The sequence below is a fragment of the Candidatus Methylobacter favarea genome (assembly GCF_902806695.1).
GTDB classification, from domain to species: domain Bacteria; phylum Pseudomonadota; class Gammaproteobacteria; order Methylococcales; family Methylomonadaceae; genus Methylobacter_B; species Methylobacter_B favarea.
In genome coordinates, this window is record NZ_CADCXN010000001.1 from 33,033 (window position 1) to 59,857 (window position 26,825).

The window sequence follows — 26,825 nt, forward strand, 5'->3', positions numbered from 1 at the left end:
TATGGCCTTAGATTAACCTTAATGACACCAATGGGCAAGAAAATTTTAGGACTGGATTTAGGCAGCAATTCAATCGGCTGGGCATTACTTGGAGAAAAAAACGGCAAGCCTGCTGAAATTATCAATCTTGGCAGCCGGATTTTCACCAAAGCAGTGGAAGAAAAAATACCCACACCCAAAAATGTAAAGCGCAGAAATGCACGATTAGCAAGGCGAATTATCCAGCGACGAGCGAGACGTAAATTAAGGATGCTCAATTATCTGATAATGTTAAGACTGCTGCCGCGAGAATTGGCCGGCCATGCTGCGCCGGAAATTATCCTCAACGAACTGGGTAACCCTTATTTTTTACGCGCCAAAGCGCTCGATAATTCCCTGACTCCGTTTGAGTTAGGCCGTGTATTTCTGCATCTTGTCCAGCGGCGCGGTTTTTTAAGTAACAGAAAAACCTTATTAGGCGATATGGCAGATGATCCTGATGTGTTAGATGTTTTAACCGAGCTTGAAGGTAAAAATGACAATAGCTCAGAACGCGCCAAAGAAGAAACGGCCTTTAAAGCGGCCATTAGTCAATTAAAAAATACTATCGCTGAATTGGGTTTTCGCACGGTTGGGGAATATCTCGCTTCCTTAGACCATCATGACTGCAAACGTAACCGCTCCAGAGATGGCGGGCATTTGCGTACAGATCGTCAAATGTATCGTGACGAACTGGATTTAATCTGGGAACAGCAAAAACAACATCATGCTGCTTTAACCGACGACGTAAAGGAACAGCTGGAAGAAATTATTTTTAAGCAAAGGCCTTTAAAACTAAATTCTGACCGCAGAGGGAAATGTTCGTTGGAACCCGCCCGAAAACGCGCCCGGATAGCCCGACTGGAAAGCCAGAGATTCCGATATCTTCAGGACATTAACAATCTGCAATATTTTGACTACTACACAGAAAAATCAGTATCCCTCAATGAACCTGCCAAACAAAAACTGGTGCAACTGTTTGAAACTACCGCAGATGTGAGTTTTGCAGGCATAAGAAAAAACTTGGGTTTTGATAAAACCCTGGAATTTAACCTGGAAAACGGCAATAAAAAACTGAAAGGCAATATTACCGCCTGTGAAATCCGCAAACAATTGCCCGAATGGGATTTATTTGATGATGCCAAGCAACACGCTTTAGTAGAAGACCTGCTTACTATCACTAAAAAATCGGTACTTAAAAACCGACTCATGAATCACTGGGCATTCAGCGCTAATACGGCAGTACAACTTTGCCTGTTAGAATTTGAGCCGGGACATAGCAACCATTCCATAAAAGCCATCAATAAACTGCTGCCTTTTTTGCAACAAGGCCGGATTTATTCCGATGCGCGGGTTAGCGCAGGTTATGGCTATGAAGTAACAAACATAATTGCCAATGACAGATTAGGCATACCTCCACAACTTCCTAATCCTATCGTACAAAAAGCCTTGCACGAATTACGGCGGCTCATTAATGCCATTATTGCTGAATACGGCAAACCGGATGCCATTCGGGTTGAAATGGCGCGCGATCTGGAAATGAATACCAAGCGCTATCAGGAGTTTATCACGCAACAAGCCAAAAACGCCAAAGCCAACGATGAAGCTGTCAGCAAATACCAGGAAATGGCACAGAAAAATCCACAGCTCGCTTTATCAAAATACCCCGCCAAAACAGACAAACTCAAATACCGTTTATGGCAAGATCAAAATTATTGCTGTGCCTACAGCGGCAAATCCATCAGCCTGGCTACATTATTCAGCGCCGAGATTGATATAGACCATATCCTGCCTTACAGTGCATCGCTCGATGACTCATTCATGAATAAAGTGGTGTGTTTTGCAGGCGAAAATCGCTTTAAAGGCCAAAAAACGCCAGTGGATGCTTTTGGCGGCAATACTGATAAATGGAATCAGATTACTCAAGCCATAAGCCGCTGGCATAAATCGCTTAAATCCAAAAAAGCACGCTTTTTTACCACGGCTGCCGAATTGCAAAAACGTGACTTTATCAGTACCCAACTTAATGATACACGCTACATTAGCAAAATTGCGCAAACCTACTTAGCCGAATTGGGCGCGGATATTTCTGTTAGCAAAGGCATTACTACGGCTTGGCTCAGGCATCAATGGGGATTGAATAGTTTAATTGGCGAGACCGATAAAAAAGAGCGTACTGATCATCGTCATCATGCTATTGATGCTGTCGTTATCGCGTGTGTCGATAGGCGCTTGTATCAGGATTTAGTTAATACCGCCCACGACCTTGAACGCAAACAATCCGAACTCAACATGAAAGATATTCATATTGATCCGCCTTGGCTGAATTTACGTGAGGATTGCCAGCAAGCACTAAATAACGTGATTATTGCTCATACGCCGCAACGCAAATTAATCGGGGAACTGCATGAAGTGACCGGAGCCGGCTTTATTGACGGAGTAGGCAACGTTAATCGTAAAAACCTGGATGGCAACTTCACTCAGGTGAATAAGATTATTGATCCTGATGTCAAGACGCTGGTTGAAGAGCATTTGAGAATTTATAGCAATAATCCAAAGACGGCCTTTGCTGAAGGCGTAACCGTTTTTCACAAAGACGGCAAAACACCTATAAAGCGCGTTCGTATCGTGCAATCCAAAACCACGCTCGCCAAGCTTGAAAACACCAAATTTGGCGCAAAAGATAAACAAGGCAAAGTCTTTAAATGGCTTGCTTTTGGCAACCTGCATCATGTGGAAATAATTAGACACAACAAGACTGGCAGTTATTCCGGGCAATTTGTAACCATGATGGAAGCCTCGCATCGAGCCAAAGGCATTAAAATGAACCGCCAGCCGATTATTAAAAAGGATCATGGTGAAGATTATGAATTTATCATGGCGCTGCATATTAATGACTTGATAAGCATTGAGAAAGACGGGCAACGAGTGTTTTACCGTATACAAAAATTGGATTCTGGCGGCAATAGGATAATGATTCGCCTAAATACAACAACCGTGTTGGACCATAAAAGCGAGGAAATTTATTTTAGTATTAATGAAAACTCATTTACCACTTGGCAATTTCAAAAACACTCGATAAACGCTATCGGAAAATTAATCGAATGATTAAGCGTACACTGGACATCAGCGAGCCTGCTTACCTGCATTTAAAGCATCAGCAATTATTGATTGATAAAAAAGGCGAAACTATGGCGCAAATAGCAATTGAGGATTTAGGCGTTGTTATCTTGCAGAACCCGGCTATTGTTATTACACAAGCCGTAATTATTGCTTGCCAGAAAAACAACGTAGTCTTGATATTTTGTGACGAGCGGCATTTACCTTATTCGGTTTTGTTACCGATTAATGAAGGTAATAACCTACACAATAAAGCATTGAAACAACAAATGGGCTTAAAGTTGCCGACTAAAAAACGTTTATGGCAACAGGTTGTCAAACGCAAAATTACCGAGCAAGCAAACACCTTAAAAATGCTGGATAAAACCTATAAACCATTGGAACGATTGGCTGAAGTCGTTAAAGCAGGTGATCCGGAAAATTTGGAAGCGCAAGCCGCCCAAAAATACTGGAAACTGCTTTTTGGAAATGAGTTCAGGCGCGATGTGGAATTGGACGGCATCAACAGTTTATTAAATTACGGTTATTCCATTATGCGGGCTATGGTAGCTCGCGCCATTGTCGGCAGTGGCCTACACCCAACTATCGGTCTGCATCACCGCAACCAGTATAACGGCCTGTGCCTGGCTGACGACCTGATGGAACCCTTTAGACCCTGGGTGGATTTTAAGGTATATCAAATGGCGCAAAGCGATCCACAGCTTCAGGTGAATAAAGCGTCAAAAATTCCTCTGCTTAATTTATTATCTGAAACGGTGCTGTGGGATAAACAAAATATGCCCTTAATGGTTGCCTGTCATTATATGTTGGCTAATCTTAAACGCGCTTATGAAGACAATACCATTATGCTGGATTATCCGAAAATAATTAGCCAGCGGCAGCCATGAGCTTTGGCGGATTAAACTCAGTGTGGGTGATTGTCATCTTTGATCTTCCAACGGACACCCCGCAAGCCAGAAAACAATACACAGTTTTCAGAAAACATCTGCTTGATAATGGGTTTGGTATGATGCAGTATTCAGTTTATATGCGCCACAGCGCGAGTGACGAAAATGCACAAGTCCATGCAAAACGGATAAAATCCCGTTTACCGCCAGATGGCGAAGTTCGAATTATTAAGATAACCGATAAACAGTTTGGCAGAATTGAGGTTTTTTATGGCAAAAAACACAAGAAGATTGAACAAGCACCGGATCAACTGTCACTTTTTTAACCACAAAAGTGACAGCTTATTCTTTAAAATCAAGTTATTAGCATAAGGCAAGTGTAACCAACTATAGCCTACCTGCAAATCACAACCACACAGAACCTTTCTTGCTTGAGTGTGAGAGTGTAACCAACTATAGCCTACCTGCAAATCACAACAAGACGCAGATACAGGCGCAGGTGGCCGGTAGTGTAACCAACTATAGCCTACCTGCAAATCACAACCATGAGTTCAGTAACAAAAGAAACCGCATCAGTGTAACCAACTATAGCCTACCTGCAAATCACAACATCGCCTAGTAATTTTCATCACTATTTCCCTTACTGCTTGGCTTTGGCTTGCTACCCGTTCCTACACCTAAACGTTCAGTCTTATAGCCAGTCTCGAGATAACCTCCACCTGTTCCTACGCCCAATCTTTTGGATTCGTGAAAGCGTTTTACTATACTGCTGCCAGTGCCTGCGCCTATCCGTTCTGAATTGCCAGCGGATTCAGGGAGTCCCTCCCCTGACCCTGTCCCTGTGCTCGCGCTTCCGGAACTATTTTTGGTTGCCAATAAACTTGCTATTATTATGGAATTTTTCATTTGATCCGCAGTTGTTGGTAAAAATCGGGCTTGCTTCACATCATGAGTATCTGGAAGAGGTAAGGCCACTATACGGTTTGGTGCCAAGGTACTAAAAAGAAAGGTCAGGCAAAGGGGTAGTAGTTTCATAATTATTCTCCTTATCCGAGGAATTGTTATTAATATATTTTCGGCTCTGTAAACTCTTCAGGACATTAAGGTTTATAAAAATCATGATAGGAATAATATAAAATAGCGTCGGTTCGAAATCGTACATACAGTAGCTTTCTTATAAATGATTAACAGCCTTTGTCTTGATCGATTCCATACCTCACTAATAATGACTACTCACCCCATGCTTGAAGCATCAATTTTCCCGGCATTGAAATCCGCCACGATGCTCCTTTACATTCAACAATATCGTAATTTCCCCTAAAGCTATCAATGTAAAAGGGAAATGCTATCCTTGACGATAAAGTGTATTCACAGGTTCGCTTGGGCGCCGACGTTTTTTAAGCATTTATGGAGGACGGCAAAGTATTATGTACCGATCAGTTAGCGCCCTGCCGGCCTATGGTATTCGGTTAAAAATCTATCTATCGGCACTTCACCTTATAACTAAAACAAAATAATTACTTTCTAAAAATCAATCGAAAGGATGATTCATGAGAACGATAGCGGAATATAAACACATGCTAAACCTGCGCGATCGCAGGCGTTATTTGCGACTGGAAGATCCGGGAGGAAATGATGCACCGATCAGAAACGAGCTTTTCAGCAACGAACGCCTGGCCCAACACGCGGACAGTTTAGCCAAAGCGCAAAACATAGGCATAGGGCCTAAAGGCCGCAAATTAATCCCGCGAGTTCGGGAAAACTCCCGAGTATTACTGGAGGCCTATAAAGCGGTTGGTAAAGCCTCAATCGAGCAGCGAGCCATTACTCCCGCTGCAGAATGGCTGCTGGACAATTTCCATGTGATCGAAGAACAGGTAAATGACATCAACATTCAGCTGCCGGAAAGCTATTACCGGCAATTGCCCAAGCTGGCTGCTGGATTTCTGGCCGGATATCCGCGCGTATACGGCATTGCCTGGGCTTTAGTGGCCCATACTGACAGCCGTTTTTCCCCCGAAACATTGACCCTTTTTATAAAAGCGTATCAGGAAACTCAATCTCTACATATTGGAGAACTGTGGGCAATACCTATCACGCTGCGTATCATGTTAATTGAAAACCTGCGGCGTTTGGCGATTAGAATAATGCGCTCGCAGACCGGGCGGCGCCTGGCTGATGAATATGTTGATCAACTTGAGAAATCCGAGTCGGCAACCTTGCCTGTAGTATTGCCGTCCGCGCCATTACGTCGAGCTTTTGTGGTGCAACTCGTGCAGCGTTTACATGATCCTCATCCGGGGCTGACTCCTTCGCTTGAGTTTCTGAATGAATGGCTGGCCGATCAGAATATCACCGTAGATGAGATCGTCCATCAGGAGCATGCCCTTCAGATCGCCGCTAATCTCACCATGCGCAATATCATCACCAGCATGCGAGCGATATCAGCCTTCGATTGGCCAAACTTCGTTGAGAAAGTAAGTCTGGTTGACGATTGTTTGCGTGCTCATCCTATCTATAGCGCGATGGACTTTCTCAGCCGCGACCGATATCGCCATGCAATTGAAGAACTGGGCAAGCACTCGCCTCACCCGGAGCTGGAAATCGCTCAAAAGGTGATGGATAAGATTCATCGTCTTCCTGAAACCACAACCGACAAAAGAAAGCAGGAGCCAGGGTATTATCTGATAGGCCCCGGCCGCACTGAATTCGAGCGCGAATTAAACTGCCATCCGCCCTTCCTTCAGCGACTGCTGCGCAAATACATTACCCATGCAGCGCTCTCTTATCTGAGCAGTTTGTTTATAGTTACCGCGGTGTTGCTTGCGCTCATCGTAGATGCCGCCAGTAAAGCTGGACTTGGCGAATTGCAGATTTTTATTCTTGCCCTGCTCGCTATATTCCCTATTTCAGATATCGCCGCCGCCCTGGTTAACCGAATTATTATCAGGGTGATTCCACCGGCTCATATACCGCGACTTGAGCTTAAGGAAGGCATTGACAGCGAACTGCGAACTTTTGTCGTCGTGCCTACCCTGCTTATGAGCGAAGCCGGTGTTAAAATGCAAATTGATGAGCTGGAAATTCTTTATCTATCCAATCCATCCGGCGATGTTGTCTTTGCTCTTTTATCGGATTGGGCTGATGCGGATCAGGAAACTACGCCTGAAGATGCTCACCTGCTAAGCCTGGCCACTGCCGGAATAGCCGCGCTTAACGTCAAATATAACGAGCAGCGCTTTTATCTGTTTCACCGCAAACGCTTGTGGAATTCCAGTGAAGAAAAATGGATGGGATGGGAACGCAAGCGCGGAAAATTGCAGGAGTTCAATCGGCTTCTGCGAGGCGCGGAAAATACCTCTTTTATAACCATTGACGGGAAAGCCGCTGTTGCCCCGGCCGGTGTTCGTTATGTCATTACCCTCGATGACGATACCAAGCTGCCTATCGGGGCTGTATCAGAATTAGTCGGAACAGCCGCTCATCCGCTTAATCATCCTGTTATAGATACGGTAACGCGTTGTGTCATTGAAGGTTATGGAATTCTTCAGCCCCGGGTAACGGCTACGTTGCCGCATAGAGGCGAGCGTTCTATTTTTCATCGGCTTTTCTCCGGGGCATGCGGTATGGATGCCTATTCAACCACGGTATCCGAAGTCTATCAGGATCTTTTCGGACTGGGAACTTACAGCGGCAAAGGATTGTACGATGTCGATGCCTTTGAAACTTCCCTGGCCGGCCGCGTCCCGGAAAACTCCCAGCTTAGCCATGACTTGTTTGAAAGTACTTATGCCCGTTGCGGCCTAGTCAGCGACATTGAAGTGTTTGAAGAATTTCCTTCGGATATTGAAGTTGCGGCTTATCGCTCCCACCGCTGGGCGCGGGGCGACTGGCAGTTGCTGCCCTGGATTTTCGGACCTCTTGGAAAAGGCATGCCGATGATCGGCCGCTGGAAAATGCTGGACAATCTGCGCCGCTCGCTGTCTGCGCCAGGAGCATTTTTCCTTTTGCTAGCGGCCTGGACAATGCCAAATGCTCCGCAAATCGTTCTATTAGGCCTGGTATTGACAGCGTTGGCTTTTCCGGCGATTTTAACCCTCGCAAGCGGGTGCGCATCAATATATGCCGGGCCTCTACGCTCTCAGCTGCGCGCCCTTGCAGAAAATCTGGGCAAGAGTCTGGGTAATAGCCTGGTCAACTTAATGCTGCTTGCCCAAAATGCCTGGCTTATGCTGGATGCGATTGTAACGACCCTGGTGCGGGTTTTTATAACCCGGCGCAAGTTACTCCTGTGGGTTACCGCCCGGCAGACAAAAACCGCTGCCGAATATTCCCCGAAAAGAGTAATTCAGCCTTTAGGCCGCACTACCGTTCTCGTTGTATCTGTCAGTCTGGTAATTTTTCTTTTTAATCCTGCTGGGCTGGAAATTGCATGGCCAATTCTTTTATTGTGGTGGCTGGCTCCCGTTTTTTCCCATATATTGAGTCTTCCTCCGCGGCCGGAGAGGGAGGAAGCACTGCTCCCTGAACAGGCTCTGCAACTGCGTCTTATCGGGCGCCGCACCTGGCGTTTTTTTACAACTTTCGTGACACCCGAAGAGCATTACCTGCCGCCGGATAATTATCAGGAGGACCCGGAGCCGGTGATAGCTCACCGCAGTTCGCCCACCAATTTTGGCCTCTATCTGTTATCGGTGCTGGCAGCGCATGACTTTGGCTGGCTCGGCATCCTGGATACCGTTGAGCGGCTGGAGGCCACTTTATCGACATTGAACGGCCTTCCCAGACTGAACGGGCATTTTTATAACTGGTATGACACTAGCGATCTGCGCCCCCTGGAGCCCCGATATGTGTCAACCGTAGATAGCGGCAATCTTGCCGCCAACTTACTGGTGCTGGCCCAAGGCTGCGGGGATATTGCCCGCCAGCCGCTGGCAATTTCGATGGCGGCGAACGGGATTTTGGATACCCACAGAATCCTGTCCCATAGTTTTGCCAAAATCGCTGACGACCGGCGAATAGTTACAGTAAGCCGGGAAGAACTTCAGAAAAAATTAACCAAGATTGAAACTTTATTAGCCAATTCCCCAGGCAGCCATGAAGAGGGCCTGCAGTTTTGGCGGCAACTGACTTCATCTGCCGAAACCCTGATTGATATGGTGCGCGCCTATAATACAGAACGCGGAGACTCAAGCGATAGCGAAGTATTCATCTGGGCTTCTTTGCTGCGGGATGATATTCGCTCTCATCAACGCGATATGGAGAAGCTGGGGCCGTTTATCCATAACATAGTCCCGCTTGAACAGTATACAGACTCTCCTCAAGCGTACAAATGGACAGAAGTGACAGGGCGTTTACAGAAAATTTCGGAAAATGCCCGGGAACTGTTTTTGAATATGAATTTCGGGTTTTTATATGATCAGGACCGGTTTTTATTTTCTCTCGGGTACCGCGTGGAAAACGGTATTCCGGACGATAGCTATTATGATCTTTTAGCCTCGGAAGCGCGTCTGGCCAGTCTGATCGCTATAGCCAAGCGCGAGGCGCCGAAGGCTCACTGGCTTCACCTGGGGCGCCGCGTCACGCGGGCAGCCGGAGGAACGGTATTGTTATCGTGGTCCGGCTCCATGTTCGAATACCTGATGCCATCATTGATATCGTATACGCCGCGCTATAGTCTGCTGGATGAAACTTGCCGGACAGTTATTAAGCGCCAGATCGAATATGGCAAGGAATGCGGCGTTCCGTGGGGAGTATCCGAATCGGCGTTCAACGGGCGCGACCGTGAATTCACCTACCAGTATTCGCCTTTCGGCGTGCCGGGTTTGGGCATGAAGCGGGGACTCGGCCATGATTTGGTAATTGCCCCTTATGCTACGGCTTTGGCGGCCATGTACAATATTCCTGCGGCTGCCGAGAATTTTCAGCGCCTGGAAGCAATCGGCGCATTGGGACCTTTCGGGTATTACGAAGCCCTTGATTTTACGCCGTCAAGACTGGCAGAAAACCAGCATGTGGCCATCGTGCGTTGCTATATGACTCATCATCAGGGCATGTCGCTGTTAGCCCTGGCAAATGTTTTGCATGACGGCAAAATGCGCCACCGTTTCCATAATGTGCCATTAATAGAGGCGGCGGAATTACTGCTGCAGGAACGGGTTCCGCGCGGTGCGGAAAGCAGTATTCCCGACCACACCCAGGCTCAGGCTGAGGCCGTGCAGTTAGTGCAGCCGCCCGTACGTCGTGTGCATTCGCCCATGGCCAGCACACCTTCAGCGCATTTGCTCTCCAATGGCCGCTATGCTGTGATGATCACGGCCGCAGGTTCCGGCTACAGTATGTGGAAAAAGCTGGCAGTGACGCGCTGGCGGGAAGATGTAACCCGTGATAGCTGGGGCAGCTATATTTATTTGCGTAATTTGGCAAACGGTCAGGTCTGGTCAGCGGGTTATCAACCTACTGTAACGGTTCCCGACAAGTACGAAGTAGTTTTCCTTGAAGACCGGGCGCGAATTTTCCGGGTAGATGGAAACCTGGTAAGCCGTCTGGAAATTGTGGTATCACCTGAAGACGATGCGGAAATCAGACGCTTGAGCCTGACCAATAACGGAGCTCGCACCCAACACATCGAGATTACCTCCTATGCCGAAATCGTACTCGCCCCCCCGCTGTCGGACATCGCTCATCCTGCCTTTTCCAATTTGTTCGTGCAAACCGAATTTCTGCCTCAGGCACATGGATTAATTGCGCATCGACGACCGCGCTCGACAAATGATCCCCATACCTGGGCGGCACATATACTGGCCGGTGCGGATGCTGACGCGGGTCTTCAATATGAAACCGACCGGTTTCGCTTTGTGGGCAGAGGACAAACGCTGCGGGCCCCGGTCGCCGTAATGGATGGCCGCCCGCTCACTAATACGGTAGGGGCGGTGCTGGATCCGATTTTCAGTTTGCGTACGCGTGTCAGTATTGAATCGGGCGCAACCGTTCACGTAGCTTTCACAACCCTGATTGCGTCGTCGCGTCAAGTTGTTGAAGATCTGATAGACAAATACCATAGCCCAGCCACTTTCGAGCGGGTTTCTGCTCTGGCCTGGACGCACGCCCAGGTCCAGTTGCGCCATTTGCGCATCAAGCCGGATGAAGCCCAGTTATTTCAAGCCCTGGCTAATCGCTTGCTCTACGCCGATCAGTCATTGCGCCCAAGCAGCAAGCTCATGCAACTCAATAGATTAAATGTCACCGGTCTGTGGCGCTTGAGTATCTCCGGCGATCGCCCTCTCATCCTGCTGCGAGTGACGGGGACAGAAGACCGGGCTATAGTTGATCAGTTATTACGCGCCCATGAATACTGGCGGATGAAACGGCTAGCGGTCGATATCGTCATATTAAGCGAAAAAGGCACAACTTATGCGGATGAATTAATAAATTTATTAGAAGGAATGGTGCGCGATAATCAAGCTGTTACAGCTCACCATGAGCATGGCGAGCACGGCGAGATTTTTGTCTTGCGCGCCGATATGCTCTCTGATGATGAAAGATTACTTCTGCGAACTGCTGCTCGGGCCTTGCTCGTGAGCAGCCGGGGTACTTTGGCTGAACAATTATTAAGACTTCCCATCCCTGCCGAAATCTTCATTCCCGCCAAACCAGCCTATGCATCGGGCGCTGAAACACCCGCGCCAAAGCCGCCGAAGCTTGAGTATTTCAACGGCCTGGGCGGATTTGCCGAAGATGGACGGGAATACGTGATTGTACTGGATAAGGGCCAATGGACGCCGGCGCCGTGGATAAATGTTATCGCCAATGCTGAATTCGGTTTTACAGTATCGGAATTGGGCAGCGGCTGTACGTGGTGTTTAAACAGCCGCGAAAACCAATTGACACCGTGGTCCAATGACCCCGTCGTCGATCCGCCCGGAGAAATTTTTTATTTACGGGACGATAATACAGGCGATTTATGGAGTCCAACTGCGCTGCCGATCCGTATAGAAAATGCAAGCTATGTGATCCGCCATGGTCACGGCTATAGCCGGTTTGAGCATGCATCGCATGGAATACACAGTGAATTACTGCAATTTGTAAGTCCGGACGATCCGGTCAAGATTTCGTCTCTGCTGCTTAAGAATATTTCCGGGCGCACTCGCAAATTAACCATAACGGCTTATATAGAATGGGTGTTGGGCGCTTCGCGAACAGTGACTGCGCCTCATATCATTACTGAGCTGGATAGCGCTACAGGGGCTCTGTTTGCCGCTAACACATGGCACCCGGAATTTGGCGAACGCATTGCTTTCGCCGATCTTGCCGGCACGCAAACTGCCTGGACTGGCAACAGAACTGAATTTATCGGGCGTAACGGCAGCCTGGATTCGCCGACGGCTTTACGTTTGTCTTCAGAACTTAAAAACAGCGTCGGGGCCGGACTCGACCCCTGTGCGGCAATGGGGGCAAGCCTGCAACTGGCACCCGATGAACAAGTCGAGATTGTTTTTTTGCTGGGTCAGGGCAGGAATCGCGACCATGCCCGCGAGCTGGTAAAGCGTTATCGTTCTACCCCGGTGCAAACCACTATCGCTGCGGTTAAGGAGCAATGGCGGCAAGTACTGACTAAAGTCCAGGTAAAAACCCCTGATCGGGCTCTGGATTTAATGATAAACGGCTGGTTATTGTACCAGACCCTGAGCTGCCGCATGTGGGCTCGCGCCGCATTTTATCAGGCCGGCGGGGCCTTCGGCTTCCGGGATCAGCTGCAGGATAGCATGGCGCTTGCCGTAGCCAAACCGGATGTGGTGCGCGCCCATATTCTCCGTGCTGCCGCCCGCCAGTTCGCGGAAGGAGATGTTCAGCACTGGTGGCATCCCCCCGCTAACCGGGGTGTACGTACTCATTTTTCGGATGACCGTATCTGGCTGCCCTATGTCATTTCTCACTATGTAAAGGTAACGGGAGACGCCGATATACTCAATGAGATTACGCCTTTTCTTGATGGCCCGTTGCTGACTCCGGAACAGGAAGACGCTTATTTCGAGCCGACCGTATCCACCCATCAGGCAACTGTGTTTGAACATTGCGCGCGAGCGCTTGATTTGAGCCTGGCAGTCGGCGCCCATGGTCTGCCCTTGATAGGCAGCGGCGACTGGAATGATGGCATGAACCGCGTCGGCCACGAAGGTAAAGGAGAAAGCGTGTGGCTTGCCTGGTTTTTGATTTCTGCCTTGTCGGAATTCGCCACTTTGGCCGAAACGCAGGGATATTCAGACCATGCCGCGCGATGGCGCGACCATGCCGCAAAACTTAAACTAGCGGTAGAAGCCGAAGGCTGGGATGCAGCCTGGTACCGCCGCGCTTATTTTGATGACGGCACACCACTGGGCTCTGCCTCGAACGCGGAATGCCGCATTGATTCAATTGCCCAAAGCTGGGGTATTATTTCCGGCGCAGCCGAACCGGAACGAGCCCGACGCGCCATGAATTCGGTAAAGGAATACCTCATCCGTTATGGCGATGATCTGGTATTGCTGTTTACGCCGCCTTTTGATAAAACACCACTGGATCCCGGCTACATCAAAGGATATCTCCCCGGTGTGCGGGAAAACGGCGGCCAGTATACGCATGCCGCAATCTGGTGTGTCATTGCTTACGCGCTGCTTGGGGAAGGCGATCAGGCTGCAGAACTCATACGCATGCTGAACCCGGTAAATCGCACCTCAAGCCGGACCGGCGTCTATGCTTATAAGGTTGAGCCGTATGTAATTGCCGCCGATATTTATGCCGTGCCGCCTCATGTGCGGCGGGGCGGCTGGACATGGTATACCGGTGCGGCAGGATGGTTTTATCGGGCCGGGCTGGAATGGATGCTGGGATTGCAAATACGCGCCGGTCATATATATTTCAACCCGTGTATTCCGCATGAATGGCGCAGCTATAACCTGTATTACCAACATCAGGATTGCTCCTATGAGATTACTGTGGAAAACCCGAATGGCGTGTCAAAAGGTGTGGTTCTAATCGAATTGGATGGAACAGAGCAGTCTCAGGAGGCGGGTATTCCGCTGCTGCAGGATAATCAGATCCATCAGGTTCGGGTAGTGCTTGGTTGACTGTGCGTATTGTGGTGAAATTGGTAGAATTAATCTTCCCTTACTTTGAAATGGTATTCACTAAACCTGGTTTTCCCTTCATTATTTTATGGGAAAGAGGTAATAAGCGTATTTTTCGGGCTTATATAAAGTATTGGGTATCAGGAGATTTATTTTGTCCAGCCTGGCTATTTTTTAGGAGTAAATGATATGAGTGGAATAAAAATTTTTGCAATATTGTTGATCATAGCAGGCGCACTGGGTCTTGGTTATGGGAGTTTCAGCTATACCAAAGACACACAAGAAGCCAAGCTAGGCCCCGTAGAGCTTACGGTTAAGGATACCGAGACTGTTAACATCCCGGTCTGGGCAGGAGTAGGCACAATAGTAGCCGGAGCCGTGCTATTGCTGTTTTCCAATAAGAGAAGCTAGCGCATTTTCAGCTTGTATAAAGGGAAAGGCAGACGCATGGCCCAGCCAAGAGGACTTTGCTGAACGGGAGATTATGATGCCCTAACTCTGTTAGATGGCGGAAGCCGCTCTGATCAATGCTCGCAACCAGGGGATGGCGCCGCCAAGCGGCGAAGTGGATTGCCGTGAGCGAAACGATGAAGCACCGGCGGCACCACGCAACGCTTGCCCCCAAACTTAACCCAAGCCTGCGGACCTGATGACGCGATGCCTCTGTAGCAGCAAATCGCTAACATGTTGGCGGTACAGCCGGCGCTTGGCCCGGCCCTGCTGGTGTTCATCGACGATACCAATTGGAACAGCCAGGTTAAATGGTTGGCTCAATTCACCCGGCTGAATGCGAAATTATCTTCAGGAAGCTGCCTAGTCCAGGCAGGCAAAAAGAAAAGGCTCTAATGGTTTATTTCCTGCCCGCCCTTCTCCTCTGCTCTGTGTTCGCTGCCGCACAGACGGTTTTTGAAATTATTTATATACTTTTTTAAAAAGAACAACTCAGAATGAACGTTACAGTGGAGACTTGATGATAGCCACAGATCACGCCCAAGGACGAGTTAATGAAGTTAAAGGCAAAGTTGAAAAAATATCGGGCGCAAGCAGGTTTTGCTAAGCTTCAGGACGAGCTTGAAGGTACTATTGATCAGAAAAATCCTTGATTCCATCTGCATTTACTGTTCGGCCATAGCAGGAGTGATCATGAGCGTTACATCAATTTTAATTCAACCTTTATAGAGTGATTCCAATAACAATTCAGAGCAGCGAAGGTTAATTATGAAAAATAAAAACATTATAAAATTACCGGTACCGGTTCTGACTCTGGCACTGGCTATTCTTATTGGCGGTTGCAGTTCAAATCCGCCGGTAGATAAAATGTCGGTGGCGGAACATTTGCTTGAAGATGCCGATGTTAATAAATCCCCACAATATTCTCCGCTGGAAATGCGAATTGCGAGAGAAAATTTTGAAGCAGCGAAAGCCGCCATGGCGGACGAAGATTACGATAAGGCCAGACGCTTGGCGGAAAAGGTCGCGGTTGATGTGGAAACTGCTTCAGCCAAAGCGGATTCCATCCGGGCTAAAAATGCTGTGGATGAACTCAAAAGAAGTTTGGACACCCTGCGTCAGGAATTAAATTCCAAAAATAACAGTTAATTGGCGACAAGAGATTCATACCATGAAAAATAAAAAACTTATGAATAAGGTGTTATTGATTGCCGGGCTGACTGCAATGTATGGCATGCTTTCCGGATGCGCTACGCCGCCCAATGCAGCTTTGGATGAAGCCCGCAGCGATATTGCCAATCTGCGCAGTGATTCGGTCGTAGCGTCCAAAGCGCCGGTAGCCTTGTATGATGCGGAAAAAGCCTTGAAACAGGCTGAAAATACCTGGAGCGATACTGAAGATGAGGAAGAAGTCAGCCATTTGTCTTATTTGGCCAAGCGCAAGGCTGAAATTGCAAAATATACCGCTGAGCGGAATATGGCAGAGGAGCAGTTGACAGCCTTGAAAGAAGATCGCGACAAAATGATGCTGCAATCTAAAACGGAAAAAGTGCGCTCTTTGGAAGAGGAGCTCATGAAAATGAAAGAGTTCGACCCGCGCAAGACTAATCGCGGCTTGGTTTTAACCTTGGGGGATGTGCTGTTTGCAACCGGTAAAGCCGAGCTCAATAGCGGTTCGCAAAATAATCTTTATCAGCTGACTACATTTTTGAGAGAGAATCCGGATCGCAATATTCTTATTGAAGGTCACACTGATAGCGTAGGCTCTGAAGATATGAATTTACGGTTATCACTGAGACGCGCTGATTCTGTTGCCAATTTTCTGGCCGCCAATGGTATTGAACGCAGCCGGATCGCTACCAAAGGTTATGGCGAAGCCTATCCAAAAGACTCAAATGATACGGTTACGGGACGTCAGTATAATCGCCGCGTAGAACTTATTGTTCTTGATCCCGGTAAAACGGCTGACGACGTAAGAAGATAATAATCTTTTATTATCAATCGACTCGATAACTATACAGGGAAGTGCTGGTTCATATGCATGAGTTGTATTAATTCAGATTCGATCCGGACACAGCTGTTGAAATGAGCGAAGGTTACTGCTTAGCGGGACGTGTCGAATCTTTATCACCTCTTAAAGACGCAACCCTCATGCCAGAGAATAACGCAAGCGCATCACTCAAAAAGCCGGCTTGCTGAAGAACTGGGCCCTATGCCTACAACCCAGATGGTCTTCAGGCACATTATCCGAAACCCACGCCGGCAAGAGATAAGGCGATCGCCGTCAATCACCACGAATGGAGCATTATGCTATTAATTCAGCGTTTCGATAGCGCTAATTTAACATTTTTATACAGCCAAATCCGATCGCCAGACTGTTAGAATGTTGGACTCAGTTTTCTATAGCAATTTTTAAACCGTCATCGACTTTTTCCAGCCAGATAAAGCGCAGTTGATTTCTTACCGCTTCGGGTATTTCTTCAAAGTCCCGTTGGTTGCGGGCGGGAAGCATGACGGTTTTTATTCCTGCCCTGGCAGCAGCAATGACCTTCTCTTTAATGCCGCCGACCGGCAATACCAGTCCACGCAGGCTGATTTCTCCAGTCATCGCAACATCGCTGCGCACGGTGCGCTCGGAGAATGCAGAAAATAATGCAGTAAACATGGCGACGCCGGCGCTCGGGCCGTCTTTAGGAATGGCGCCTGCCGGCACATGAATATGGATGTCGTTTTTCTCGAATATTTCCGGATTTAAACCCAGCTCGCGGGCGCGCGATTTCACCAAGCTTAAGGCTGCCTGGGCGCTTTCTTTCATGACTTCGCCCAGTTGTCCCGTAAGGATCAGTTTGCCGTTGCCATGCAAGCGGGTAGCTTCAATAAAAAGAATATCGCCGCCAACCGGCGTCCATGCAAGCCCTGTCGCCACGCCAGGCACACTGGTGCGCATGGCGATGTCGCTTTCAAACTTTTTCGGCCCGAGAATGCCCGGTATTTGCTCGCTGTCGATTATTTCGCTAGTAACAATACCCTCGGCAATACGCATGGCTACATGACGACATACTCCGCCGATTTCCCGCTCCAGATTTCTGCACCCGGCTTCCCGTGTATAGTCCTGGATAATGGTTAGTATGGCCGGGTCAGTAATAGTAAATTGCTCAGGCGTCAAGCCGTTGTTTTCCATTTGTCTTTTTACCAGATAGCGTCTGGCAATTTGGGCTTTTTCATCGGAAGTATAACCGGTTAAGGCGATTATTTCCATCCGGTCGCGCAAAGGCGCTGGAATGCTGTCAAGCACATTGGCAGTGCCGATGAACATGACCTGGCTCAGATCAAACGCCACGCCGAGATAGTTGTCGCGGAAAGTTGAATTCTGCTCCGGATCCAGCACTTCGAGCAAGGCTGACGATGGATCGCCATGAAATCCGCCTGAACCGAGCTTGTCCATTTCATCAAGCATAAATACCGGGTTATTGGTGCCGGCTTTGCGAATGGATTGAATTATGTTGCCCGGCAAAGCGCCAATATAAGTGCGTCTGTGGCCTCGGATCTCGGCTTCATCATGCATTCCGCCCAGGCTGGCTCGTATAAATTCACGCCCGGTTGCCCGGGCTATGCTGCGTCCCAGGGAGGTTTTGCCGACGCCCGGCGGACCTACAAAACATAAAATAGGACTTTTGCCATGCGGGTTCAACTTGCGCACGGCCAAAAATTCCAGAATGCGCTGCTTGATTTTATCCAGACCGTAGTGATCTTCATTAAGAACTTCCCGGGCTTTAGCGATATCAATAAAGCCTGCGCTTGCGATAGCCCAGGGCAGTTCTATCAGCCAATCAAGGTAAGTGCGAATCATTGAATATTCGCCGCTGGCTTCCGGCATATGCTGCAAGCGGCCCAGTTCCTTGCGCGCCTGTTTTTCCGCCTCTTCCGGCATCTTGGCAGCAGTAATGGCGTGGCTGAGTTCTTCAATTTCGGCAGCATTGCCCTCATCTTCTCCCAATTCCTTCTGGATAGCCTTCATTTGCTCCCGCAAAACGAATTCCCGCTGCCGCTGTCCCATGGTTTCCTGGGTCTGTTCATTAATCTGGTTTGAAAGTTTTAATACCTCGATACGGTAATTAAGTAACTCCAGAAGCTTGTCAAGACGCGCCTGAATGTCAAACAGGGCCAGTAATTCCTGCTTTTCTTCAGGTTTTGAAATCAGGTAACTGGCGATCAAGTCAGTCACTATGGTCGGCGAGGTTACCGATCGAATTGCGTTAACCAGCTCCTCGGGCGCTTGCCGCGTCTGAGTCAGTACTTCCATGGCTTTTTGTTTAAGCGTTATTACTCGCGCCTCAATATCTTTGGAAACCAGGTCAGATTCTCCGTAACGTTCAATACGGGCGACAAGGAAGGGGTAACCCTGTAAAAATTCCTTGGTCCGAAAGCGCTGCTCACCCTGGCAAACGATTTGATGAGTGCCGTCAGGAGCGGTTATATAACGTAAGATTTCCGCGACCGTACCGACTTTGTGAAGATCATCGGGGCCGGGTTCTTCATCCTTGTCGCGCAGCTGCATGATCAATCCGACCGGTTTTTGAGAACGAACCGCCTCCTGCACAGCAGCAATGGAGGCTTTCCGGCCAATCACCAGCGGAAAAACAATTTGCGGGAAAAGCACCGTGCCGCGCATAGGCACAATGATAAGTGCATCGTTTGGAACAGGCGGAATATGTAACGTATCTCCCTGCATTTTCTCTGCTGAGGTTTCTTCCATTTCTGCCGTTGATCCCAGAAGCTTGTTTTTCAGGTCCTTGATTTGCATAAGAAGTCCTTATATTTTTCGCAGTGAGATTAATAAACAACCGTTCACCAATTCACGAGTGCCGATTTCGAAACGTCCGGCGGGCATTGCAATATGCCGCTCAAATCTTCCATAGGGAATTTCCAGGCGCCGAATATGAGATTCGGCCTTGGCAGGAAGATTCCGCTCCCCCTCAATAATCAAATGGTCGTCTTCAAGCATTATTCTTACATGCTCCTGCGTCACCCCCGGCAGTGCAATCATAATTATAAATTCATCGCAAGTTTCGTAGACATCGACCGGGGGCTCCCAGGTGCATCGCTTGGCATTCATAACAGCCGGTCTGAAGAATTGCCGATGCAGCCGATCGGCCTGATCCAGCAGATCGCAAGCTTCTGCCCACATCCAGGATTCAAGATTACGTATTGCCATAATAGGATGTTATTCCGGGTTGTCGAATTATTGAGTAATAGATCCAGATTGAAATTAATATCCACCCGATTCACTGACTTTTAAATACGTCAGCACGAATACATTTATAGTCAAACTTCACTAGACCTGAAGAATATAGCCTAAAGAACAAACGGATTCATTATATAAATAAAAGCTCATGGAAACAATTGGTAGCACTACTTAGTCACAGTAAGACTTATAGTTTTTGGAAGGCTGCAGTCGTAATAAATACGATAATTCTATAGCTGAAAGCGGGAATAATAAACTTCAACCTTAATCAATCATTCTGTTTCTGATCGTCTTGCAAGTAGCTTACAATCAATAGTTAAAGTTTAATAATATGAATTTATATAAAATGTTGAAATGTATATTTTTTTTCTTTAAAGTACAGGTCTGTTCAATTTTGCGGCAGGTAAATGAAAACTGCTTTATAAATTCCTGAAAACAAGCTTAACTTTTTTGAGGGGGTTATATATAAACTTTTATTGAAAGCTAGATATTTTTATTCGTGATCGGAAGGAGCTTAAGCTTCATAATGTACAGAAGAGGAATTAATCGCAAGATAAACGGCGCCAAATCGAACTTTTCGATCTAACGCCGTTCTAAGTATGCTGGTTAAGCATTTGTGTATGGATCAGGGTAGCCGCCCTGACCCTTACGGTCCCAAGTTTGCACATCAGGAGTAAACAGCTTATGACAACTTCATCGGTAATTCAAGCAAAACCGTTTTTTGAATTGACGCGTATTTTTGTAATAGCGGATGCCCTAAGGGTCATGCAATATTTAAAAATATTATCGTCAGCATTATTAAACCGCAACTCGTGCGGCCGGGACGGGGAGCCCCGCGAAAATAAACTTTCGCTTAATGAAAGCCGGCAGGTTTTTCCCCTATTCATTCTAGGGAAACGGTTAGGTACCAGGCTATTGCTGGGGCTGGTTGGTCAGCACCAGACATTCTTTTATCAGAAAAATTGTAAATCTTAATGGGTGCAAGTAGCCGCTTATGCCCTTTATTTCCCAAGCACATCAGGAGATTTTTATGCAAACTGCACCAACAATAATTAAGGCCCAGGCTGAAAAAAAACCCGCTAAATTGCCGGCCGTTATTTCAGCAAATCCACTGGACCTACCGGCCACAACTTTTAAAGAAGGATTGGATCGCCGTAAAGAAAATCGGGCCACATTAATGGCCTGGATTCGTGATGCGCTGGTGGATGGCTCCGACTTTGGAAAAATTCATGTAGTGGGCCGAAACCGATGTCAAGCTGGTAAAAATTGCCACAACCCTGAGCATTACAGCAAGCCGAGCCTGTTCAAGGCCGGTGCCGAGAAAATATGCGGCATGCTGGGTTTAACGATACATTATCCAACTTTGGCGGAATACGAAAAAGCCGCCTTAACCGGTACCCATCTTAGCCAGATCATTATGCGCTGCGAGATTGTCGATGCCTCCGGGCGCGTGGTAGCGGATGGCGTAGGAGCGCGCTTACTGAGCCAGGACAATGGCGATATTAACAAGGCGCTGAAAATGGCGGAAAAGTCCGCCCATATCGATGCTACTCTGCGCATGGCCGGTCTATCCGAAGTCTTTACTCAGGATATTGAAGACATAATGCCACAGCGAGAAGTTGAAAGTAGTCAACAAGCTGAAAATAGTGAGCAGGGAAGCCCGGTTGAGGAACAACTTGCCACTGTCAGTAAGACCGACTGCCAACGGTTAGAGGACAGGATAAAAGAGCTGGGATTAGACCATAAACGGGTAAAGGACTGGATGTTTAAGGCCTCCCACCACCGTTTTAAGGACTTCATGGAATTAAGCCCCGAGTTTTATCAGACCCTCTACAGCAAACTGGACCAATTTGCGAAGGTGGCCTCATGAACAAGCTGTCTTTATATGATTTAAGCAGTCATTATCTTTCAGCACTGGATACATTAACCGACCCGGAAATGGATTTACCGGCTGAGGTAATTAATGACACACTTGAAGCCTTGACCGGCGAAATAGAAGATAAGGCTGTCAATGTGGCTAAATTCATGAGGAATATGGAAACTACTGCCCTGGCCATAAAAGAGGCTGAAGCGGCTATGGCTAAACGCCGCAAAGCTTTGGAAAACCGGGTTAGTTGGATGAAAGCGTATTTGAAGGAAAATATGGAAAAGAGCGGCATTACTAAAATTGAATGTCCCTATTTTAAACTTTCTCTTCAGGCCAATCCTTCAGCTGTCACTGTTCTGGATGAAGCGGCTATCCCTGCCGAGTTTAAGGAGCCGGTCATAAGCTGGAAGATTGATAAAACAGCAATAAAGGAGGCGATAAAACTGGGTAAGTCTGTGCCGGGGGCAGATCTGGTGAATGGCAGCCGGCTGGTTATTAAATAAATACAGGCAGAAAGAGTCGTACAAAGCGGCTCTTTCCAGAGCCTTATTAATAATAATGAAACATCCTCCCGAGGGAATGAAAAGCCAAGGATTGAGGTGAGGTTTAAAACCGGCAAGGCGCGATTTAATTATTCCTTAGGATTATTATGTATTGCATGTGTTCTTACGCTAACCTTAGTTTTGGATAAATTTATGAAGTCAAGAACAATGGATTAGCAAGCATTAGATTCAAGGCCAGTTTATCAGTCGTTAAATAACAGGTGATTTAGCCGGATTAAGAAAATTCAGGTTGCCGTATTATAGAAAGCGCTAATGCAAGAAAATGATTTTAGCCTTCGTGCGTGTACGCTGTGCTTACTTGTCCTCCTTAGTCTTTTAAGACATAACCCTTATGGTTTCAAGCGATGCCGTAAAAGGTCAGCCCTTGGCCACAGTACCAAGGCTCTCAGCTTAAGCCTTACGAAGTCGACATTAGAACGCTGGGTTCTGTTGACATTTCAGCGTAGCCAATAGCCAAATCAAAGCCGAGACAACATGCACACGAGCGGAATAATTCCGGGCCAGTTTCTTGAACCGGGATTAAATTTGACGGTAATGATTGCTTTTATTGAAAAGCAATCACTCAAACGGCGCTGCTTATAAATAAACCCGTCACAGCTACGGGATTGTTTACCGTGGCTGTAAGGCGGAATCACCGCCTCAACAGCTTAAGCCCTGAAGGGTGTCAATAAACACATCACTGTCATAGTCTTTAGAAGAGGCTGTTCCATTTGCCCTTTTTTCCGGCAAGTTTTGCTACTGACCCCCCCCCTAAATACCGAGGTCATAAGGCCCAGAAAGCTTACTCTGACCCCACATCAACATGCTGATGGGTCGCCAAGGGGAAAATAAAGCGCCATTCCTCAGCACTGAGACTAATCATTTGCCCTTTCTCTAAAAAGAAGGGTTAATTTCCATAACACCTACGTGATAGAATAAATTTGCCTGCCGCCTTAAAGTCATGAGCTGAACCCGGTTGAATACGTATTTGTCCGCTTTTCAAACTATGCCGAAGGCACGGGGAGGAAGGAGCCAAAATGGTTACAGGAGTGTTAGAAAAGGAGCTTCGAAAATCGGCGGAAGATGATAGGAACGGCCGATAGAGGCAGCAAGAAGCCACAGTTAGGGATGTTTGCGAAAGCCTTTTACGTGGCATAATGGCTGTATGAGGAGGCGGGTCGGGATGCTTGCCTGAGGCCTTGACGGGGGCCGCTAGTGCCCAATGGAAAGTGTCCAGCGTTATAGCCCGGACCTGTGCCGACCCGCCTTCAACGACGAGTTGGCCAGCGGGCAAAGACACTGGTTTGAGGTTTGCAAGCCTGACATTGCGCTGCGGAATGGCGGCACCACTGCCTCTAGGTCACGCATACATCACTATCAGCAGGACGGCACAAGAGATTTTCCATAACTGTGGCGGTTTGGCTGAATAAGCTGCTAAAGACACACAGGCCAATTACTGGCAATCCAATTAAGGCTGCCATGTAACTCCATTTCGCGTGCTATGTGACCGCAGACAATTCATTGTCTATAAACCGGACATTCCTATTTAGGGGTTACAGGTGAATGAACAATTTATTGCCAAAAACGTATCTACTGCTACCGTTTTTGCCTTTATGCTGTAAAATCATTCTTTTTTTATTTCCATCTCATGGCATCAAGTCAATCAATACAACGCATCGCATTAACGCCGGGCGAACCTGCGGGCATTGGTCCAGATCTTTGTATACAGCTTGCACAGCAGTATTTACCCTGCGAAATTATCGCGATAGCCAGTCCTGAATTACTGGAGCAACGCGCCCAACAGCTGGGCCTGCCTCTGCGGTTAAAGGAATTTGACAACTCCTTACAACCCTCCATCCAGCCTTCCGGAACCTTAACAGTATTGCCGGTCGAACTGGCGGAACCCGCTCAGCCCGGTCAATTAAACTCGGCCAACAGCCGTTATGTATTAAAAACCATTACTAAAGCGACCAAAGGCTGCATGGATGGCGTTTTTGAGGCAATGGTCACTGCGCCTATCCACAAAGGCATCATCAATGATGCCGGTTTCGCCTTTAGCGGCCATACCGAATATATAGCGGGTATTACCGGCGGTCATCCAGTGATGATGCTGGCGACGCCGGGATTGCGCGTAGCTCTGGTCACCATCCATTTGCCCTTATCCGAAGTGAGCCAGGCCATTACCCATACCCGCTTAAGAGCGGTTATTCGCATATTGGATAATGATCTGCGTTCACGTTTTCATATTGATAACCCAAAAATACTGGTATGCGGCCTTAATCCTCATGCCGGAGAAGGCGGCCATCTGGGCAAGGAAGAAATTGAAGTCATTGAACCTGTGCTTGAGGCTTTTCGCAATCAAGGCCTGAATCTTCAGGGACCCTTACCGGCAGATACTTTATTTACAAGCAAATATCTGGCCTCGGCAGATGCTGTCTTGGCCATGTATCATGATCAGGGATTGCCCGTGCTTAAACATATCGGTTTTGGACAGGCCGTCAATATTACCCTGGGATTGCCTATTATTCGCACGTCTGTTGACCACGGCACGGCTTTAGATCTGGCCGGTACCGGTAAAGCTGAAACCGGCAGTCTGCAATATGCGATTCAAACTGCCTTGGCAATGGCTTCTGGCAAATCTCAATAAATGGCGCATACGCATAATCCACGCAAGCGCTTTGGCCAGAATTTTCTCAAAGCTCAAAATGTAATTGACGACATTATAGCCAGCCTACAAATAAAACCCGGCGAACACTGGGTTGAGATAGGTCCGGGCCTGGGCGCTTTAACCGCGCTTTTGTTAAATGAAGGGATTCGCCTGGATATAATAGAACTCGACAGGGATCTGGTCGTATTACTCAAAAAGCAATTCAAGCACCAAAATCAGCTGCAAATTCATAGTGCCGATGCCTTAAAATTTGATTTCTCGGCGCTGGCCGACGATAACGAAAAACTGCGCATTACAGGCAATCTGCCCTATAATATTTCAACACCATTAATGTTCCATTTAATTGATAACGCTCTTTGCATACACGACATGCATTTTATGCTGCAAAAAGAAGTGGTTGACAGGATTTGTGCGGCTCCGGGCAGCAAAAAATACGGCAGACTCAGCGTCATGATGCAATTTTATTGCGCGCCGGAGTTTTTATTTGATGTCCCTCCGCAAAGCTTTGAACCCGCACCTGAAGTCATGTCGGCTATTGTCAGGCTTGTGCCCCACGCAAGGCCGCCTGTGCAAGTTAATGATATAACCAAGCTCAATAGAGTCGTAACTGAGGCCTTCTCACAGCGCCGCAAGACCCTGCGTAACTCGTTGAAAAAGCTCATTTCTGAAGAAAGCATTGCCGCACTGGCTATAAATCCTGCGTTAAGAGCCGAGAATATATCACTTAACGATTTTGCAAAACTGAGCAATCTTTTATGAGAATGCTGCCTAAGCTGCGACAATCTGACACGCGACAATTTGCCACATTCCCATCCTAAATTTTAATCGCTACTATATATTTAACTCTTGAGATGCATTCCCTCCTCGGGGAAATCAGAGTTTTATATCCTTCTCTTTAATGCGGCTTAAATATGCCGCTTTTTTTTTTGCCTGCCGTTCAGCAAATCAATTTTTTACGTTAGCAAGATACCTCCTTTGTACATAAAAGTCTGAATCAGCGCCACCGCAAGTAAAGATTTTTATGATGAAAAATTCAAGTGCTTGACCGCGTAAAAGCCACTTTTGCTGGCGGAGGAGAACCTCATGCCCAAAGGCTGGTGGATGGCTTTGCTGCGAAAGTGGGTGATCGAAGTCTGCAATAAGGGACATGTTTAGTCCCCTAAATAAAGGTTATATTCTACTCCCCACTGGAACAGGAAAAGCGAGGAGACAAGTACCCCAGGGAACAGCTACGACCCTGTCCGCTATTGGAGAAAAAATTCAAGACTTTCACGAGAGTCTCATTAAACTTGCTAAGCTTTACGCCATCAATTTCAAAACTGTCCAGAAGTGAAAAATCGGGACTTTGCAGAGGTTCGACTGCGGTTTCAAACCTGGACAGGGCAGCGTACGACTAAGCCTTCATCGCCGAAATGCGATGCAAGTTTTTGATCCCCTTTGTATCACCTGTAAGTTCTGCTGCTACCTCCGATAACCGCGCTGACCTGTTGCCGGATAAGAAAAAGACTAGCATCGGGATGGCCCATAACCTGCGCGCCCGCTTCCTCCACTTTGATACGGCTCAAATCACCCAGATCAAAGACAAGATGACGACAGCGCTTTTAGATCGTATTATTCCTCACTTTAGTATTTTGACGACCGATAGTAATTTCTATCGGTTTAGGCAATTAAAAAGATTACTGCAACAATAATCCTACAACATAATTGGAAACTTCTAGATGCCCTTAACTGGAAATTTTTCAACGCCGTTTGACCACAAAGGCCCTTTCCTTGGATATTTCTCAGTAAGGAAATAACAAGGGGAAGGCATTTATCTCGCTAAAGCGGATAGTAAATATAAAGGCCGAAAGCAGATTAATGAAGCTAAGCTACAGTAAGTATAAAAGCTGGCCGAAAATGGCACAAGTATTAGCAGAGCGGTT

The 26,825-nt window shown here is 47.4% G+C and carries 16 protein-coding genes; 12 read left to right on the forward strand and 4 right to left on the reverse strand.

Annotated features, from left to right (window positions below):
• Positions 1-30: 30 nt before the first annotated feature.
• Genes cas9 through cas2 form a run of 3 tightly spaced genes read left to right on the forward strand, consistent with a single transcriptional unit; the run spans position 31 to position 4,351 of the window.
• A complete protein-coding gene (gene cas9 / locus HUX64_RS00180; protein ID WP_174624376.1) occupies positions 31-3,126 on the forward strand; it encodes a type II CRISPR RNA-guided endonuclease Cas9 in 3,096 nt (1,031 codons plus the stop codon).
• Entirely contained in the window at positions 3,123-4,025 is a 903-nt protein-coding gene (gene cas1 / locus HUX64_RS00185; protein WP_174624229.1) for a type II CRISPR-associated endonuclease Cas1, read from the forward strand. The genes cas9 and cas1 overlap by 4 nt, the downstream gene beginning before the upstream one ends.
• Positions 4,022-4,351, forward strand: coding sequence for a CRISPR-associated endonuclease Cas2 (gene cas2 / locus HUX64_RS00190; protein ID WP_174624230.1), 330 nt, complete (start codon positions 4,022-4,024; stop codon positions 4,349-4,351). The genes cas1 and cas2 overlap by 4 nt, the downstream gene beginning before the upstream one ends.
• Before the next feature lie 289 nt (positions 4,352-4,640).
• Here the strand turns inward: cas2 and HUX64_RS00195 are convergent, their stop codons facing one another.
• Positions 4,641-5,060, reverse strand: coding sequence for a hypothetical protein (locus HUX64_RS00195; protein WP_174624231.1), 420 nt, complete (start codon positions 5,058-5,060; stop codon positions 4,641-4,643).
• A 515-nt stretch (positions 5,061-5,575) separates the two neighbouring features.
• Here HUX64_RS00195 and HUX64_RS00200 point away from each other — a divergent pair.
• The 4 genes from HUX64_RS00200 to HUX64_RS00215 all read left to right on the forward strand — a co-directional run bounded on the left by HUX64_RS00200 (position 5,576) and on the right by HUX64_RS00215 (position 16,565).
• The gene (locus tag HUX64_RS00200) at positions 5,576-14,131 is read left to right on the forward strand and encodes a glycoside hydrolase family 94 protein (RefSeq protein ID WP_246246844.1); all 8,556 of its coding nucleotides are present in this window, start codon (positions 5,576-5,578) and stop codon (positions 14,129-14,131) included.
• A gap of 189 nt (positions 14,132-14,320) precedes the next feature.
• Positions 14,321-14,542 carry a hypothetical protein gene (locus HUX64_RS00205; protein WP_174624232.1) on the forward strand — a complete coding sequence of 74 codons (222 nt, stop codon included), beginning with the start codon at positions 14,321-14,323 and terminating at the stop codon, positions 14,540-14,542.
• Between the two features lie 807 nt (positions 14,543-15,349).
• On the forward strand, positions 15,350-15,730 hold the full coding sequence (locus HUX64_RS00210) for a DUF4398 domain-containing protein (protein ID WP_174624233.1): 381 nt from the start codon (positions 15,350-15,352) through the stop codon (positions 15,728-15,730).
• Positions 15,731-15,752: 22 nt separating this feature from the next.
• Positions 15,753-16,565: an OmpA family protein gene (locus tag HUX64_RS00215; RefSeq protein ID WP_174624234.1), complete on the forward strand. Its 813-nt coding sequence runs from the start codon at positions 15,753-15,755 to the stop codon at positions 16,563-16,565.
• A gap of 408 nt (positions 16,566-16,973) precedes the next feature.
• Here the strand turns inward: HUX64_RS00215 and lon are convergent, their stop codons facing one another.
• Together lon and HUX64_RS00225 are read right to left on the reverse strand one after the other, a co-directional pair.
• Entirely contained in the window at positions 16,974-19,385 is a 2,412-nt protein-coding gene (lon, locus tag HUX64_RS00220; protein WP_174624235.1) for an endopeptidase La, read from the reverse strand.
• A gap of 9 nt (positions 19,386-19,394) precedes the next feature.
• A complete protein-coding gene (locus HUX64_RS00225; protein WP_174624236.1) occupies positions 19,395-19,796 on the reverse strand; it encodes an Hsp20/alpha crystallin family protein in 402 nt (133 codons plus the stop codon).
• A 1,060-nt stretch (positions 19,797-20,856) separates the two neighbouring features.
• Between HUX64_RS00225 and HUX64_RS00230 the strand changes: the two genes are divergently transcribed.
• From HUX64_RS00230 to rsmA, 4 genes are all read left to right on the forward strand, one after another.
• Entirely contained in the window at positions 20,857-21,696 is an 840-nt protein-coding gene (locus HUX64_RS00230) for a hypothetical protein (protein WP_174624237.1), read from the forward strand.
• Positions 21,693-22,196: a siphovirus Gp157 family protein gene (locus HUX64_RS00235; protein WP_174624238.1), complete on the forward strand. Its 504-nt coding sequence runs from the start codon at positions 21,693-21,695 to the stop codon at positions 22,194-22,196. The genes HUX64_RS00230 and HUX64_RS00235 overlap by 4 nt, the downstream gene beginning before the upstream one ends.
• Positions 22,197-23,883: 1,687 nt before the next feature.
• The gene (gene pdxA / locus HUX64_RS00240; RefSeq protein WP_174624239.1) at positions 23,884-24,882 is read left to right on the forward strand and encodes a 4-hydroxythreonine-4-phosphate dehydrogenase PdxA; all 999 of its coding nucleotides are present in this window, start codon (positions 23,884-23,886) and stop codon (positions 24,880-24,882) included.
• Positions 24,883-25,662, forward strand: coding sequence for a 16S rRNA (adenine(1518)-N(6)/adenine(1519)-N(6))-dimethyltransferase RsmA (rsmA, locus tag HUX64_RS00245; RefSeq protein WP_174624240.1), 780 nt, complete (start codon positions 24,883-24,885; stop codon positions 25,660-25,662).
• 186 nt (positions 25,663-25,848) lie between these two features.
• Here the strand turns inward: rsmA and HUX64_RS00250 are convergent, their stop codons facing one another.
• The gene (locus HUX64_RS00250; RefSeq protein ID WP_174624241.1) at positions 25,849-26,052 is read right to left on the reverse strand and encodes a hypothetical protein; all 204 of its coding nucleotides are present in this window, start codon (positions 26,050-26,052) and stop codon (positions 25,849-25,851) included.
• 278 nt (positions 26,053-26,330) lie between these two features.
• Between HUX64_RS00250 and HUX64_RS00255 the strand changes: the two genes are divergently transcribed.
• The gene (locus tag HUX64_RS00255; RefSeq protein ID WP_174624242.1) at positions 26,331-26,594 is read left to right on the forward strand and encodes a hypothetical protein; all 264 of its coding nucleotides are present in this window, start codon (positions 26,331-26,333) and stop codon (positions 26,592-26,594) included.
• Positions 26,595-26,825: the final 231 nt, after the last annotated feature.

Coding starts and splice junctions, on each gene's coding strand:
- HUX64_RS00210 (WP_174624233.1), top strand. CDS start 15,350: ATGAAAAATAAAAACATTATAAAATTACCGGTACCGGTTCTGACTCTG.
- HUX64_RS00215 (WP_174624234.1), top strand. CDS start 15,753: ATGAAAAATAAAAAACTTATGAATAAGGTGTTATTGATTGCCGGGCTG.
- HUX64_RS00225 (WP_174624236.1), bottom strand. CDS start 19,796: ATGGCAATACGTAATCTTGAATCCTGGATGTGGGCAGAAGCTTGCGAT.
- HUX64_RS00200 (WP_246246844.1), top strand. CDS start 5,576: ATGAGAACGATAGCGGAATATAAACACATGCTAAACCTGCGCGATCGC.
- pdxA (WP_174624239.1), top strand. CDS start 23,884: ATGGCATCAAGTCAATCAATACAACGCATCGCATTAACGCCGGGCGAA.
- HUX64_RS00230 (WP_174624237.1), top strand. CDS start 20,857: ATGCAAACTGCACCAACAATAATTAAGGCCCAGGCTGAAAAAAAACCC.
- HUX64_RS00195 (WP_174624231.1), bottom strand. CDS start 5,060: ATGAAACTACTACCCCTTTGCCTGACCTTTCTTTTTAGTACCTTGGCA.
- HUX64_RS00205 (WP_174624232.1), top strand. CDS start 14,321: ATGAGTGGAATAAAAATTTTTGCAATATTGTTGATCATAGCAGGCGCA.
- cas2 (WP_174624230.1), top strand. CDS start 4,022: ATGAGCTTTGGCGGATTAAACTCAGTGTGGGTGATTGTCATCTTTGAT.
- cas9 (WP_174624376.1), top strand. CDS start 31: ATGGGCAAGAAAATTTTAGGACTGGATTTAGGCAGCAATTCAATCGGC.
- HUX64_RS00250 (WP_174624241.1), bottom strand. CDS start 26,052: ATGTCCCTTATTGCAGACTTCGATCACCCACTTTCGCAGCAAAGCCAT.
- cas1 (WP_174624229.1), top strand. CDS start 3,123: ATGATTAAGCGTACACTGGACATCAGCGAGCCTGCTTACCTGCATTTA.
- rsmA (WP_174624240.1), top strand. CDS start 24,883: ATGGCGCATACGCATAATCCACGCAAGCGCTTTGGCCAGAATTTTCTC.
- lon (WP_174624235.1), bottom strand. CDS start 19,385: ATGCAAATCAAGGACCTGAAAAACAAGCTTCTGGGATCAACGGCAGAA.
- HUX64_RS00235 (WP_174624238.1), top strand. CDS start 21,693: ATGAACAAGCTGTCTTTATATGATTTAAGCAGTCATTATCTTTCAGCA.